Source organism: Subtercola vilae, assembly GCF_004923255.1.
GTDB classification, from domain to species: domain Bacteria; phylum Actinomycetota; class Actinomycetes; order Actinomycetales; family Microbacteriaceae; genus Subtercola; species Subtercola vilae.
Genome location: NZ_QYRT01000004.1, coordinates 15,399 through 29,360, shown reverse-complemented (window position 1 = coordinate 29,360; position 13,962 = coordinate 15,399). Strand labels below are relative to the sequence as shown.

Here is a 13,962-nt window from a genome sequence, read left to right as displayed (position 1 = left end):
CCGACCGACGGGCCGAGGTGGCGTCAGCCTGTGAGTGCGGCGTGTTCGAGGGCGGCGAGCGTGGCGAGGGTGGGGGCGAGCCTGTCGAGGTGGGTCAGTCGGGTTCGGGATGCCCCCACCTTCACCCCGACGTACGCGAAGCCGGTCGGGCCTGCCAGCGCCAGGGTGCTCTGCACGATGTCGCCGGTCAGCAGCGAGGTCGGCTCGAGGCCACTTCTGCGGTCGTTCTCGGCGGCGCCGACCGGGCCATGCCCGGCGGCACCTGCCCAGCCGTTCGCGGGGGCGGCGACGGGCAGATGCGCGTCGAGGAACGCCTCGCCGTACTCGGTTTCGACGGGGGAGACGCCCGAGAACATGACCGCGGTGGGGGTGCCTGCAGAGACCATGGCGGCGAGGTGGGCCGCCGGCCCGTCGACGCTTCGCGTCTCGATGGCCGAACGTGCCCAGTTGAGCGCATGGCCGATGGCTGGGCGCAGAGCGGACGTGGCCGATGCGGGTGCAGCCGTCTGCGTGGATGCCTGCATGGCGGAGATCGCGGCATTCGCGGCGGCGACGGCCGCGATCTCGTCAGCGAGGCTCAGAAACCCCTTCTGGGCACGCAGACGTGCGCGGCCGGAAACCGCTGGCACCACGGCGTCGCAGTGCTCGACCATGAGTCGGGCCGAGCCCCACGGCCACGCGGCCACCTCGCTGAGTGACGCGGCGAAGCTCTCGGGCGACGACCGCACCTCGAACGAGTGCGGTGCGGAGTGAATCTCTACGGCCAGCACCGCGGCGTCACCCCGCTCGTGCTGAAGTCGACGAACCTCGGCGTGCACACGGGCGAGGTCGTCGACGGCGCGGTGTCGCCCGTCGGTGTTGTCAGAAGCGAGACCGAAGACGGGATCGGTCGCCAGCGTGCGACCGGTGCCGGGAATGCAGGTCACGACGGAGCCCCACGCCGGGTCGAGCACTTCGGCGAGACGTTCAACGCCCCGGGGGTGCAGGGTGCCGGCCCACGCCAGCTCGAGGCCGCCCACGCCCGGAATGTCGCGGAGGTGCCGGTACCACTCGTCTTCGGCCCGCGGGTCGAGGTCGAGCTCGCCCGGGGCCGCGGCATAGGCGCCGACAATGAACCCGCTCACGAGTGCACCCCGATTCGTGCCGCGCCAGCATCGCTGCCAGCACCCGCAGCGCTACCCTCAGCAGCGCCGTCAGCCGTGCCACCACCACGCTTCGCCGGAGCGCACACCGCGCGTGAAGCCACCGAGCGATAGGCAGCATCGATCACCGCGAGGCCTGCCCGGGCATCCGCCAGCCCGTAGTCGGGTGCTCGGCCCTCGACCGCACGCCCCACGACGTGGTCGAGAAACAGGCGCAGCGCTACCGCAGACCCATCGCCGCCCACCGGGTGCGCCGACAGCGCGGGGTGCCCGCCGTAGCGCAGCACGGCCGGTTTGTCGTCGTCGACCACGGCGTGCCCGTGCGAACCGAGCAGACGAATGCTCGAGCTGGTCGGCCCGAGCCCGGGCGCGAATGCCACCCGGCCCACAGTGACGGTGCAGGTGACCCCGTGCTCGAGGCCGAGCGACACCACGGCGGTGTCTTCGACACCGCGGTCGGCATGCCCGGCTCCGAACAGTGCGCCCGTCATCGCGTAAACCGACTCGACTTCGAGGCCGGTCAGGTAGCGAACGGCGTCGACGCAGTAGCCAAGAAAGTTGAGCAGTTCGCCGCCACCGCTGAGAGCAGGGTCGATGACGAGCCCCGGACGCTCGACCGAGGTGCTGAAGTGTCGGCCGCTGGCGAGAAATTCCACGTCGAGGTGGCGCGGCAACCCGAGGTACCCGGCGTCGACGTAGCGCCGGGTGCGGCGAAGCGCCGGGGAGTGCGTTCGATTGATGACGCTGCAGAAGCCGCGGGCATCGCGCGCGGCGTCGAGCACAAGGTCGGCATCGTCGAGCGTCGTGGCGACCGGCTTGTCGACGACGACATTCACTCCGCGTTTCATTGCCGTGATCGCGAGGCGTGCGTGCCGGGTGGGCTCGCTGCAGATGAAGGCGAGATCGACTCTGTCGGGGTCGAGCGCATCGTCGACGCTCGGCAACCAGGCCGTCTCAGCGCGGCGGGCGACATGCTGGCTGTCGCGCAGCATCCACTCGGGTACGCCCGGTTCTTCGGCGACGCCCACGAGTTCGACGCGTGGGTCGTGGCGCAGAATCTCGAGGTACGGCCCGGCGTGCCGCACGCCGCTGACAAAACTGACGCGCACCGGCCGGCCGCTCACAGTGCCACCGTCTGCTCGATCTGCACGGGTTGGCCGGTGTCGAGCGATTGTTGGGCGGCCACGGCCGTCATCAGTGCAGCGCGGGCCTGGCGGTTTGTCACGAGAAACGGCTCTTTCGTTCGGATCGAGTGCACCCAGTGTGCGAGCTGGGCGGCGAGGGCGCCCTCGATCGAGGCTGGGGGTACCGGATGCCCGGGCGATGCCAGCCCCGGGTCGGCCTCTGTGCTGTGCGCGAGTGTCGCCTCGGTTCCCGCCAGCACGATTCGGCGCAGAAACTCGCCCGGCTGGCGAAGCGCGTAACAGAGTTCGAGGGTAGCCAGAGAGCCGTTCTCGAACCGCACCAGAAGCTGAAAGCTGTCGGGCATCGGCATGTTGGCGGCGAAGGTGGCGAACTGCCGCGCGAACACCTCGACGGGCCGGGAGTTCATCAGCCATACCGCGAGGTCGATGCTGTGGGTGCCGTTGTGCACCGGATGCCCGCCCGAGAGCGCCGTGTCGAGCTGCCACCCGCGCCAGCCGTTCGGCCACACGTGGCCGGTGTACCACGTCACGTGCAGCAGCTTCGGGTCGCCGATGTCACCCGACGCGACCTGCTGCTGCAGTTCAGCGATCACGGGCTGAAACCGTACGGTCTGCCCCACCATGAGTGTGCGGCCACGGCCTTCGGTGGCCGTGACCATCTCGTCGAAGTCGGCCACCGTGAGTGCGGCGGGCTTGTCTACGTGCACGTGTTTACCGGCGTCGCCAGCGGCGATCACCCAACGCTTGTGGTCGGGAGTTGCGTTGCAGACGTCGACGGCGTCGATGCCGTCAAGCCCTACTGTGCCGGCGATGTCGGTCGTGCCGATGGCGCCGGGCGCGAGTGCGGCGACGCTCTGGGCGCGGCCGAGGTCGCTGCCCGCGACGTGCGTCACGCGCACCCCCGAAAGCTGGCTGAGCGCGACGACGTGTTCGCGGGCGAAACTGCCGGTGCCCACCACGGCTACCCGTAGCGGAGTCACTTCTCGGCTCGTCGGGCGTTCGCTTTCTGCAGCGCGCGTCTGAGGGGTAGGTAGTGGTCGATCACGGCCTGCTTGTAGTCGTCGATGCGGCCGGCTTCTGCGGCATCGAGCATTGTTCCGTGTGCTTTGGCCGTCTCATCCATATCCGCTGCTGGGGCCAGCCCCAAGAGGGGATAGACCACGGTGTTGACCTCCCAGAAGGCGGCGACCAGCTGGCCGACCAGGGCATTGTCGAGATAGCTGAGAAGCCGGGTGTGAAAGGCGAGGTCTTCTTCGGGAAAGGCTTCGTTTCGAGTTGCTTTGTCGACCATGGTGCCCACGAGGGCCCGCAGTTGCTCGTCGTTCTGGCCTGTCAATGCCGTCACGATGGGCCCGGCCATGGCCAGGTCGAGCGCCTCGCGCACTTCGACTACTTCGCGGAGTGCTGCGAAGTTGTCTTCGGGGCTCAGTACCCCACGAAAGACGAGCCCTTCGACGAGGGGTGCGAGCGAGAGGTTGCCCACATAGGTGCCATAGCCGTGGCGTACTTCGACGATGTCGAGGGCGGCGAGAGTGCGAATGGCTTCGCGAACACTCGAGCGACTCACGTTGAGCGTCGCGCAGATCTCCGACTCGGTGGGCATGAGATCGCCGGGTCGCAGGTCGTTTCGCAGAATGAAATTCTTGATCTGGTCGGTGACCGAATTCCGCTTGCGGCTCATGTCGGCAGGAAAGATTTCTCCTGCCGTCATCGGGGTGATTTGCATTTCGACTTGACCTTTCTCACAACGAGGTATTACCGTCAGTTTACCCACATAGGACATCAGATGTCCGATATTCATTCCCGAGAGGCAATTCATGTTGAAAGAAGCGCTCCACGTGCAGACCAGTCGCAGGGTATTTCTGCAGTCGGCCGGTGCCCTGGGCATCGTTGCCGCCCTCGCGGCCTGCAGCGGGCCGAGCTCCACAACGGCAGCCGGCGCCGGATCAGCAACCGTGAACCCGAGCGGAACGATCATCGCTGGTATGTCGTACCCGCTCTCGACCGGCTTCGACCCGATGACCACCTCGGCGGCCCTCACCGTCGCGGCCAACTGGCACGTGCTCGAAGGCCTCGTCGACCTCGACCCCGCCACACGCCAGCCCTACGCCGCTCTCGCCACGGCGATGCCGACGCAGATCGATGACACGACGTGGGAGGCCACGATTCGAAGCGGCGCCACCTTCCACAACGGCAGCCCGGTGACCATCGACGACGTCGTCTTCTCGTTCACCCGCGTCATCGACCCCGCGAACAACTCGCTGTACCGGGGCTTTCTGCCCTTTCTCGACTCCGTGACAGCGAAAGACGCGAGCACCGTTCAGTTCAAACTGAAGTACGCCTTCAGCCTCTTCCCCTCGCGCATCTCGGTCGTGAAGATCGTGCCCAAGGCCCTCGTGCTGGCCGACCAGTCGAAGTTCGACAGCCTGCCCACCGGTTCGGGCCCCTACAAGATGATCTCGGCGACCAAAGACGACAAGATCGAGTTTCAGCGCTTCGACGCCTACAACGGTACGCGCCCCGCGCTGGCCGCCGCCATGACGTGGAACCTGCTCTCTGACGCCTCGGCCCGCGTCACCGCGGCCCAGTCGGGTCGTGTCGAAGCCATCGAAGACGTGCCCTACCTCGACGCCGATGCGCTCGCCAAGAAGATCACGGTTCAGTCGGTTCAGTCGTTCGGCCTGCTCTTCATGATGTTCAACTGCTCGGTGGCCCCCTTCAACGACAAGCGCGTTCGGCAGGCCTTCTTCTACGCGATCGACATGGATAAGGTGATCAACACCGCTCTGCTCGGCAATGCCACGGCCGCGAGCAGCTTCGTGCAGAAAGACCACCCGTCGTACGTCGAGGCCAAGACGGTCTACAGCTACAACCCCGACAAGGCGAAACAGCTACTTGCCGACGCCGGTGTGTCGAACCTCGCCATCACGCTGCTGACCACCGACACCGCGTGGGTGAAAGACGTCGCTCCGCTCATCAAAGAGAGTCTGGATGCCGTGGGCATCGCCACCACCCTCGACATCGGCCAGTCGGGTGGCCAGTACAAGAAGGTCGACGGTGGCGCCCTACAGGTGATGGTCGCGCCCGGCGACCCCTCGGTCTTCGGCAACGACGTCGACCTGCTGCTGCGCTGGTGGTTCGCGGGAACCGTCTGGCCCGTGACGCGCTACCGCTGGGCCGACACCCCCGAGTTCGCCCAGGTCACGGCCCTTCTGAACACCGCCTCGACCCAGTCGGATGCGGCGGCGCAGAAAGCCACCTGGGGCCAGATCTTCGACATCATCTCTGACAACGTGCCGCTGTACCCGCTGTTCCACCGCAAACTGCCGACGGCCTGGAACGCGACCGATGTTCCCGCGTTCAAGCCGCTGTCGATCTCGGGCCTGTCGTTTCTCGATGTGGGAACCACCGTCTCGTGATCGCGTTGGCTCGACTGGCGGGGCGGCGCCTTTTGTGGCTGCCCTTCATGGTGCTCGGCATCACGTTGCTGGTGTTCTTCGTCATGCAGTTCTCGCCCACCGACCCGGCTACCAACGCGCTCGGTGAGAGCGCGACCGAAGCTGCGAAGCAGGCGTATCGTGCGGCAAACGGGTTGAACGACCCGGTCTTCGAGCAGTACTTCCGGTTTCTGGGCGGCCTGTTCACGGGCAATCTCGGTAACACGGTTCCGCCCGCCAAGCCGGTCACCACGCTCATCTCCACTGCGTTCCCGCTCACTCTGCAGCTGACCTTCCTCGGTCTGGTGATCGCGGTCGTGCTCGCACTCGTGTTGGGTGTGGCGGCCGCGCTCTACCGCGACCGGTGGCCAGACCAGGTCATTCGCGTCGTGTCGATCGCCGGCATCGCCACGCCGTCGTTCTGGCTCGCGATTTTGTTGATCAAGACCTTCGCGCTCGATCTGAACTGGTTTCCGAGCGGTGGCTACGTCAACCCTGGCGACTCGCTCGGCGGCTGGTTCGCTTCGATGTGGCTGCCGGCTCTGGCGCTCGGTGTGCCGGTCGCCGCGTCTCTCACCCGGGTGGTTCGCACATCGATGGTCGAAGAACTCGACCGGGACTACGTGCGAACCGCCATCGGTTCTGGCCTGCCGATGCACGTCGTGGTCGGCCGCAACGTGCTGCGCAACGCGCTCATCACCCCGGTGACGGTGCTCGGCCTGCGGGTGGGATACCTGCTGGGCGGCGCCGTCGTCATAGAAGTCATCTTCGACCTGCCCGGTATGGGAGAACTCATCTTGAACGGGGTGACCTCGGGCGACACCAACCTCGTGCAGGGCGTCACCCTGGTCATCGCCCTCACCTTCGTCGTCGTCAACATCGTGGTCGACCTGCTGTACCTGGTCATCAACCCCCGAATCAGAGCGGTCTAATCATGCGTCGCACTCTCACCCAACGGCTCGCCACCCCGGGGCTGCGCATTGCCGCGCTTCCGCTGGGTTCGAAATTCGCCCTCGGGTTCTTTCTGGTCATCGTGTTCGCGGCTGTCTTCGCGCCACTGGTTGCGCCTCACGACCCGCTGACCACGGGCATCCCGGCCCAACCTCCGTCGGCCGACTTCTGGTTCGGCACCGACCGTGCAGGGCGCGACATCTTCTCCCGGCTGGTCTTCGGCGCCCGGTACTCGCTGGCCATCGGGCTCGGCGCCACGGCGCTTGCGCTGGTGTTCGCAGCGGTGATCGGTTCGATCGCTGCCACGGCGAGCAAGGCCGTCTCAGAGATCGTCATGCGCCTGCTCGACATTGTCATGTCGTTCCCGGGCATTGCACTGGCCGTCGTGTTCGTCGCGGTCTTCGGCAAGTCGCTGCCAGTGCTCATCTGCACCCTCGCCTTTCTGTACGTTCCGCAGCTCAGCCGTATCGTGCGGGCCAACGTGCTCAGCCAGTTCGGTGAAGACTACGTCTCGGCCGAGAAGGTGATGGGTGCGCGCACGTCGTACATTCTGCTGAAGCACGTGGCCCGCAACTGCGCCGCTCCCGTCATGGTCTTCGCCACGATTCTGGTGGCCGACGCCATCGTGTTCGAGGCGAGCCTGTCGTTCATCGGTGCCGGTGTGCAAGACCCCGCCCCGTCGTGGGGCAACGTCATCTCGTACGGGCGCAACCTGCTGCTGAGCGGGGGATGGTGGGCCACCTTCTTCCCTGGCATGCTCATTCTGCTCACCGTGCTGGCGCTCAACATTCTCGCCGAGGGTCTGACCGATGCCATGGTACGGCCGAGCATCCGAAAGAATGCGGCCGCGGTGAAAGCGGTCGCGGCCGTCGATGGCGAGAGCGTCGAGACCGCATCGACGCATGACGGTGCGCCTCGGGAGATGGATGCCCGGGCCCCCACCGCCCGTGCCGAACCCGCGTCTCTCACGCGGCATCTCGCCTTGTTGCGCACCGCAGAGCGCACGCGCACCGACAGGCTCGTCTACAGCTCGAACGCTGCGCCGCTGCTCGAAGTGAAGAACCTGAGCATCCGGTTTCCCGAACGGCACGGCGACGTCGCCGTGGTCGACAACGTGAGTTTCTCGGTGCGCCCCGGTGAGACCATGGCGCTGGTGGGTGAGTCGGGTTGCGGCAAGAGCATCACGAGCCTCGCCATCATGGGGCTGCTGCCGGCGTCGGCCGAGGTGACCGGCGAGGTGCTCTTCGAGGGCGAGAACCTGCTCGAGGCGAACCCGAAGCGCCGTAACGCGCTTCGTGGCCACGACATGTCGATGGTCTACCAAGACGCGCTCAGTTCACTGAATCCGTCGATGCTGATTCGCAGCCAGCTCACCCAGTTGCTGCGGCGCGGCGGCACCCGAAGCGCCGAAGAACTGCTCGAACTGGTGGGGCTCGACCCGGCCCGAACTCTGAAGAGCTACCCGCACGAGCTCAGCGGCGGGCAGCGCCAGCGGGTACTCATCGCGCTGGCACTCACCCGCAGCCCGAAGCTCGTGGTGGCTGACGAGCCCACCACCGCTCTCGATGTCACCGTGCAGGCACAGGTGATCGACCTGCTCAACGACCTTCGTGAGAAGCTCGGTTTCGCCATGGTGTTCGTCAGCCACGACCTGGCCCTGGTCGCCGAACTCGCCCACCGCATCACAGTGATGTATGCCGGTCAGGTGGTCGAGTCGGCGCCGACGAAGAGTCTGCTGGCGCGCCCCCAGCACGAGTACACCCGTGGCCTGCTCGGGTCGGTGCTGTCGATCGAAGACGGTGCCGATCGCCTGCACCAGATACCCGGAATGGTGCCGTCGCCCCGCGACTTCGCCACCGGCGACCGCTTCGCCCCACGATCGCTCAGCCTCGCGCCCGTGCGGGCAGAGCGACCCGGCCTGACGTTCATTCCCGGCACCGAGCACGCCTTCGCGAGCTTCAACCCGGTCGATCTGCCCGCCGACGATGAACTGGAGCTGTACCGATGAGCGCGAACGAAGAGATTGTGCGCCTCGAGCACGTGAAGGTAGTGCACACCGCCCGCACCGGCACGCTGTTTCGTCGCGACACGGTGACCGCCGTGAACGATGTGAGCCTCACGGTTCGCCGCGGCGAGACCATCGGTATCGTGGGCGAATCGGGCTGCGGCAAGTCGACGCTCGCCCGGGTGATGGTGGGGTTGCAGGCGCCGACCGAGGGGTCGGTGTACTTTCGCGGCACCGACATTCGGCGCCGGTCTGCAGCGGTGGCCAAGACGTATGGCAAGTCGGTCTCCGTCATCTTTCAAGACCCGGCCACGGCCTTGAACCCCCGCATGACGGTGCACGATGTGCTCAGCGACCCGTTGAACGTGCATGGCATCGGGTCGAAATCGCAGCGTGAGGCGCGGGTCTTCGAACTGCTCAACCTGGTGGGGCTGCCGGCCTCGGCTGCCGAGGTTGTTCCAGGACAGATCTCGGGCGGCCAACGCCAGCGGGTGGCCATTGCCCGGGCGCTGGCCCTCGAACCCGACATCATCGTCGCCGATGAGCCGACCTCGGCTCTGGATGTCTCGGTGCGCGCCCAGATTCTCAACCTGCTGAGCGATGTGAAGACGCGCCTGAACCTCGGCATGGTGTTCATCTCGCACGACATCCAGACCGTTCGCTACGTGTCAGACCGAATTCTCGTCATGTACTTCGGTCGCATCGTCGAGGAGGGCACCGCGACCGAGGTGTTCGATCATCCCACCGACCCGTACACCCGCACTCTGCTGGGCGCCGCGCCCAGCCTTCTTCGGCACTGACCGTCACCCATTTTTTGTCTTTCACCGTTCTACCCAGAGGAGATACACCCATGTCAGAACCCCGTTTTCACGGCGTCATTCCGCCCGTCGTCACCCCGCGCACAGCCGATGGCGCCCTCGACCTGCCCGGTCTCGGCTCGGTCATCGAGCATCTGCTCGCAGGCGGGGTGCACGGCCTCTTCGTGCTCGGCTCGTCGGGCGAGGTCGCGTTTCTCACCGACGCCGAGCGGGTGAGCGTGATCGAAGAGTCGGCTCGGGTCACCGCCGGCCGCGTGCCCCTGATCGTGGGGGTGAACGAGATGACGCCCGCCCGCGTGATCGAGCAGGTTCGCCTCGCCGAGCAGGCCGGAGCCGACGCGATCGTTGCCACGGCGCCCTTCTACACGCTGCCGAGCACCGCCGAGATCGAGACCCACTTCCGCCTGATCGCCGGGGCAACGGCTCTTCCGCTGTTCGCCTACGACGTTCCCGTTCGGGTGCACAACAAGCTGACGGTCGACATGTTGGTGCGGCTCGGCGCTGAGGGCATCCTCGCCGGGGTGAAAGACTCCAGCGGCGACGACGTGGCGTTTCGTCGCCTCGTGAACGCGAACCGGGCCGCCGGTGAACCACTCGTGCTCTTCACCGGGCACGAGGTGGTGGCCGACGGTGCGCTGCTCTGGGGTGCACACGGGGTGGTACCCGGGCTCGGCAACATCGACCCGCGCCGGTACGTCGAGATGTACGAGGCCGCCGTCGACGGCGACTGGGCCCGCGCGCGTTCGCTGCAAGACGAGTTGTGCGCGCTGTTCGAGATCGTGTTTCAGGCGCAGGGAGTGAGCGGCGAAGCTGCCGGCATCGGGGCGTTCAAGGTGGCGCTCGCGCGCCTGGGCGTCATCTCGAGTGCACGTATGTCGCAGCCGGTTGCCGAGCTCGACGAGAGCACCGTCGAACGCATCCACGCCATCGTCGACCGCTCGGGGCTGCTCGTCACATGACGTTCGTGCTCGGCGTCGATATCGGCGGAACCAAGATCGCAGTGGGCCTCGTCGAGTTCACGGGTGCGGCCGGGGCTGACTCAGCAGGAGCTGATCTCGCCGGTATCGATCTGGCCGGGGGCGCGAGGGTGGTGGCGCTGGCGAGCTCGCCGACGCCGGCCGCTCTGGGCTCGGCTGCCATCGTGGCCGAGGTGGTGCGCGTCGCTTCGGGCCTGCTGGCCGAGGCGCGCCGGGCCGGGCATCCGGTCGCGGGCTGCGGGGTGGGTTCGGCCGGCGTCATCGACCGCGCCACCGGAACCGTTGTCTCGGCCACCTCGTCGCTCACCGGCTGGGCGGGCACGCCGCTCGCGGCCGTTCTCGAAGATCGCCTCGAGCTGCCTGTGACGGTTCTGAACGATGTGCACGCGCACGCCCTCGGTGAGGCGCTCGCCGGTGCGGGTCGCGGATGCCCGTCGATGATGATGATCGCTGCGGGAACAGGCATCGGGGGAGCCTTCGTCACCGACGGTCTCGTCTGGGCGGGCGCCACCGGTCTCTCGGGCCACTTCGGCCATCTCCCGGCCGCCGAGGCCGCCGGGTTGCCCTGCACCTGTGGGCGCGAGGGGCATCTCGAAGTGATCGCCTCCGGCCCCGCTATCGCCGAACGCTACCGCGCTGCGGGTGGCGACCCGGTGGTGACCGATGCGCGTGGTGTCTTCGCCCGCGCCTCCGGTGCCGCAGACCCGATCGCCGAGCGCACGATCGAGACGGCCGGGTACGCTCTGGGGCGCGCCATCGGCGGGCTGGTGAACAGCCTCGACCCGCACGCTGTGGTGGTGGGCGGCGGCCTCAGCGATGCGGGAGAGTTCTGGTGGTCTGCCGTTCGGCGCGGCGCCGCTGCCGAGCTCATGCCGAGCGTTGCCGGGTGCCCCCTGGTGCCCGCGCAACTCGGTGCCGACGCAGCGCTCATCGGCGCGGCAGCCGCGTTCGTGCGGAGGGCCAGAAGCCCCGCCGGAGACCACCCGGCCGCGGCACTGGGCCACCGCGTCGTCACGAGCTCCTGACCTCGCATCCTCCCTCATCGAACCCGAACGGAACCGCCAATGACCCGCTCCATACACCCCACCCTGCTCGCCCTGAAGAGCGGCCTCATCGTCTCGTGCCAGGCCTACCCCGGTGAGCCGATGCGAAACCCCGAGACCATGGCAGAGCTCGCGGAATCCGCGGTGATCGGGGGAGCGGTGGGTATTCGGGCGCAGGGCCCGGGCGACATTGCGCTCATACACGAGCGCGTGAGAGTTCCGCAGATCGGGCTGTGGAAGGTGGGGGCATCCGGAGTCTTCATCACCCCCACCTTCGAGCACGCCCGTCGGGTCGCTGAGGCGGGCGCCGAGATCGTGGCCATCGACGGCACCCGCCGCCCCCGGCCCGACGGGTTGACCCTGCGAGAGACCATCAACCGCCTGCACGGCGAGACCGGGGTTCTGGTCATGGCCGACGCTGGTTCGCCTGCCGACGGCCTGGCCGCGGCCGATGACGGCGCTGACTGCGTGGGTACGACGCTGAGCGGGTACACGGGTGAGCGCACGGCGACCGACGGCCCCGACCTCGACATGCTGGCGCAACTCGCCGGCGCGCTCGATGTTCCGGTGATCGCCGAGGGGCGCATTCACACGCTGCAGCACGCCCGCGACTGCGTCAGCGCCGGGGCATTCGCGCTCGTGGTGGGCACTGCCATAACACACTCGGCAAGCATCACGCGCTGGTTCGACGGTGCCATCAGAGGGGCAACCGCGTCGTAGGCTTAAGACACACCACACTGACGCAGGGCGCATTCGGGCGCCCCCTTGGTGGTGGTCGAGCGAGGATTTCATGTCTACTGTTGCAGCCCTGGTCACCCCCTCAGCGGGGGCCGCTTTTGAACGTTCCACAATTGAACGCCGTGACGTGGGCGAGCACGACGTGCTGATCGACATTGCCTTCGCCGGTATCTGCCACTCCGACATCCACCAGGCCCGCGAAGAGTGGGGCACCGCAATCTTTCCGATGGTTCCCGGCCACGAGATCGCGGGAATCGTCGCCGAGGTCGGCCCGGGTGTCACGCGCTACCGCGTCGGTGACCGAGTGGGAATCGGTTGTTTTGTCGACTCGTGCCGCGAGTGCGAGAACTGCCTGGCAGGCGAAGAGCAGTTCTGCCTGAAGGGCAACGTCGCAACCTACAACGGCCGCCAGTACAGCGGCGAAGAGACCTACGGCGGGTACAGCAAGCAGATCGTCGCCGACGAGAACTACGTGCTCGGTATTCCCGAGGGCATCAGCCTCGACGTGGCTGCGCCGCTGCTGTGTGCGGGCATCACCACGTACTCGCCCCTGAAGCACTGGGGTGCAGGCCCCGGCAAGAAGGTCGCCATCGTCGGCATGGGCGGCCTCGGCCACATGGGCGTGAAGATCGCCCACGCGCTCGGCGCTGAGGTCACCGTGCTCAGCCAGACGCTCTCGAAGCACGACGACGGGCTGCGCCTCGGCGCCGACGACTACTTCGCCACGAGCGACCCGCAGACATTCAAGACGAACCGCAAGCGCTTCGACCTGATCATCAACACGGTGTCGGCCGACCTCGATCTCGACCGGTACCTCTCGATGCTCACGCTCAACGGTTCGATGGTGTTCGTGGGCCTGCCCGAGAACGCGCAGACGTTCCGCGTCTTCTCGTTGATCGCCGGCCGTCGCAGCCTCGCCGGCTCGAATATCGGTGGCATTCGTGAGACGCAGGAGATGCTCGACTTCTGCGCCGAGCACGGCCTCGGCTCTGAGATCGAGGTCATCAGTGCCGACCAGGTGGGCGAAGCATACGATCGCGTCGTCAAGAGCGACGTGCGGTACCGGTTCGTGATCGATACCTCGACGATCTGAGCCCCCGTCTGTCTGGTGTCGGCGTGACGTCTGTCCGGGCAGGCGAGCTCGAAGTCAAGGGTTTGAAGTGCGCTGGTGTGCAGCGAAGAGTGGATGCACAACCCAACGTAAGGAGCCCACAATGGCTGACAGCACAACCGGCGTAGCAAAAGTCGCCGAACTGATCACAGACTTTCGTTTCGCAATGCTCACGACCACCAGTGCCGACGGCAAGCTCGTCGCTCGGCCGATGACCGTGCAGGAGGCCGAATTCGACGGCGACCTCTGGTTCATCGCAGCGCACGACTCGCACGAGATCGCCGAAATCGCGGCGAACCCGGTCGTCGGGGTGTCGTTCGCATCGAACGACACCTGGGTGTCGCTCTCGGGCACCGCCAGCGAGGTCACCGACTCGGCCAAACTCAATGACCTGTGGAACAAGTGGGTCGAAGCGTGGTTTCCCGACGGCCCCGGCGACCCGAACGTGACTCTGATCAAGTTCACGAGCGAGAGTGCAGAGTACTGGGACACCCCCGGTGGTCGCGTGGCGTCGGTGCTCAGTTTCGTGAAATCGAAGGTGACCGGCGACGCCTACGACGGTGCCGAGAACGAGAAGGTCGAGCTCTAGCCGCCG

13 protein-coding genes are annotated in these 13,962 nt (G+C 66.9%); 9 read left to right on the top strand and 4 right to left on the bottom strand.

Going from position 1 to position 13,962, the window contains the following annotated elements:
• Positions 1-23 precede the first annotated feature (23 nt).
• From D4765_RS02775 to D4765_RS02760, 4 genes are read right to left on the bottom strand one after another with little or no spacing between them, the layout of a single operon-like run.
• Positions 24-1,124: a DUF4862 family protein gene (locus D4765_RS02775; protein ID WP_136640702.1), complete on the bottom strand. Its 1,101-nt coding sequence runs from the start codon at positions 1,122-1,124 to the stop codon at positions 24-26.
• Positions 1,121-2,266, bottom strand: a complete 1,146-nt coding sequence (locus D4765_RS02770) for a Gfo/Idh/MocA family protein (protein WP_136640701.1) — start codon at positions 2,264-2,266, stop codon at positions 1,121-1,123. The genes D4765_RS02775 and D4765_RS02770 overlap by 4 nt, the downstream gene beginning before the upstream one ends.
• Positions 2,263-3,267: a Gfo/Idh/MocA family protein gene (locus D4765_RS02765; RefSeq protein WP_201799211.1), complete on the bottom strand. Its 1,005-nt coding sequence runs from the start codon at positions 3,265-3,267 to the stop codon at positions 2,263-2,265. Before D4765_RS02765 ends, D4765_RS02770 begins: the two co-directional genes overlap by 4 nt.
• A complete protein-coding gene (locus D4765_RS02760) occupies positions 3,264-3,998 on the bottom strand; it encodes a FadR/GntR family transcriptional regulator (protein WP_237280221.1) in 735 nt (244 codons plus the stop codon). The genes D4765_RS02765 and D4765_RS02760 overlap by 4 nt, the downstream gene beginning before the upstream one ends.
• 127 nt (positions 3,999-4,125) lie before the next feature.
• On the opposite strand from D4765_RS02760, the gene D4765_RS02755 reads away from it, so the two are divergent.
• The 9 genes from D4765_RS02755 (at position 4,126) to D4765_RS02715 (ending at position 13,956) form a co-directional block, all read left to right on the top strand.
• Entirely contained in the window at positions 4,126-5,706 is a 1,581-nt protein-coding gene (locus D4765_RS02755; protein WP_237280220.1) for an ABC transporter substrate-binding protein, read from the top strand.
• A complete protein-coding gene (locus D4765_RS02750) occupies positions 5,703-6,656 on the top strand; it encodes an ABC transporter permease (RefSeq protein WP_136640699.1) in 954 nt (317 codons plus the stop codon). The genes D4765_RS02755 and D4765_RS02750 overlap by 4 nt, the downstream gene beginning before the upstream one ends.
• 2 nt (positions 6,657-6,658) lie before the next feature.
• The gene (locus tag D4765_RS02745) at positions 6,659-8,683 is read left to right on the top strand and encodes a dipeptide/oligopeptide/nickel ABC transporter permease/ATP-binding protein (protein ID WP_136640698.1); all 2,025 of its coding nucleotides are present in this window, start codon (positions 6,659-6,661) and stop codon (positions 8,681-8,683) included.
• A complete protein-coding gene (locus D4765_RS02740) occupies positions 8,680-9,480 on the top strand; it encodes an ATP-binding cassette domain-containing protein (RefSeq protein WP_136640697.1) in 801 nt (266 codons plus the stop codon). Before D4765_RS02745 ends, D4765_RS02740 begins: the two co-directional genes overlap by 4 nt.
• 50 nt (positions 9,481-9,530) lie before the next feature.
• The gene (locus D4765_RS02735) at positions 9,531-10,457 is read left to right on the top strand and encodes a dihydrodipicolinate synthase family protein (protein WP_136640696.1); all 927 of its coding nucleotides are present in this window, start codon (positions 9,531-9,533) and stop codon (positions 10,455-10,457) included.
• Positions 10,454-11,500, top strand: a complete 1,047-nt coding sequence (locus D4765_RS02730) for an ROK family protein (RefSeq protein WP_136640695.1) — start codon at positions 10,454-10,456, stop codon at positions 11,498-11,500. The genes D4765_RS02735 and D4765_RS02730 overlap by 4 nt, the downstream gene beginning before the upstream one ends.
• Positions 11,501-11,539: 39 nt before the next feature.
• Positions 11,540-12,238, top strand: a complete 699-nt coding sequence (locus D4765_RS02725; RefSeq protein WP_136640694.1) for an N-acetylmannosamine-6-phosphate 2-epimerase — start codon at positions 11,540-11,542, stop codon at positions 12,236-12,238.
• 70 nt (positions 12,239-12,308) lie between these two features.
• On the top strand, positions 12,309-13,349 hold the full coding sequence (locus D4765_RS02720; RefSeq protein WP_136640693.1) for an NAD(P)-dependent alcohol dehydrogenase: 1,041 nt from the start codon (positions 12,309-12,311) through the stop codon (positions 13,347-13,349).
• Between the two features lie 121 nt (positions 13,350-13,470).
• Positions 13,471-13,956, top strand: coding sequence for a pyridoxamine 5'-phosphate oxidase family protein (locus tag D4765_RS02715; protein ID WP_136640692.1), 486 nt, complete (start codon positions 13,471-13,473; stop codon positions 13,954-13,956).
• Positions 13,957-13,962: the final 6 nt, after the last annotated feature.

Coding starts and splice junctions, on each gene's coding strand:
- D4765_RS02760 (WP_237280221.1), bottom strand. CDS start 3,998: ATGACGGCAGGAGAAATCTTTCCTGCCGACATGAGCCGCAAGCGGAAT.
- D4765_RS02745 (WP_136640698.1), top strand. CDS start 6,659: ATGCGTCGCACTCTCACCCAACGGCTCGCCACCCCGGGGCTGCGCATT.
- D4765_RS02740 (WP_136640697.1), top strand. CDS start 8,680: ATGAGCGCGAACGAAGAGATTGTGCGCCTCGAGCACGTGAAGGTAGTG.
- D4765_RS02735 (WP_136640696.1), top strand. CDS start 9,531: ATGTCAGAACCCCGTTTTCACGGCGTCATTCCGCCCGTCGTCACCCCG.
- D4765_RS02730 (WP_136640695.1), top strand. CDS start 10,454: ATGACGTTCGTGCTCGGCGTCGATATCGGCGGAACCAAGATCGCAGTG.
- D4765_RS02725 (WP_136640694.1), top strand. CDS start 11,540: ATGACCCGCTCCATACACCCCACCCTGCTCGCCCTGAAGAGCGGCCTC.
- D4765_RS02720 (WP_136640693.1), top strand. CDS start 12,309: ATGTCTACTGTTGCAGCCCTGGTCACCCCCTCAGCGGGGGCCGCTTTT.
- D4765_RS02715 (WP_136640692.1), top strand. CDS start 13,471: ATGGCTGACAGCACAACCGGCGTAGCAAAAGTCGCCGAACTGATCACA.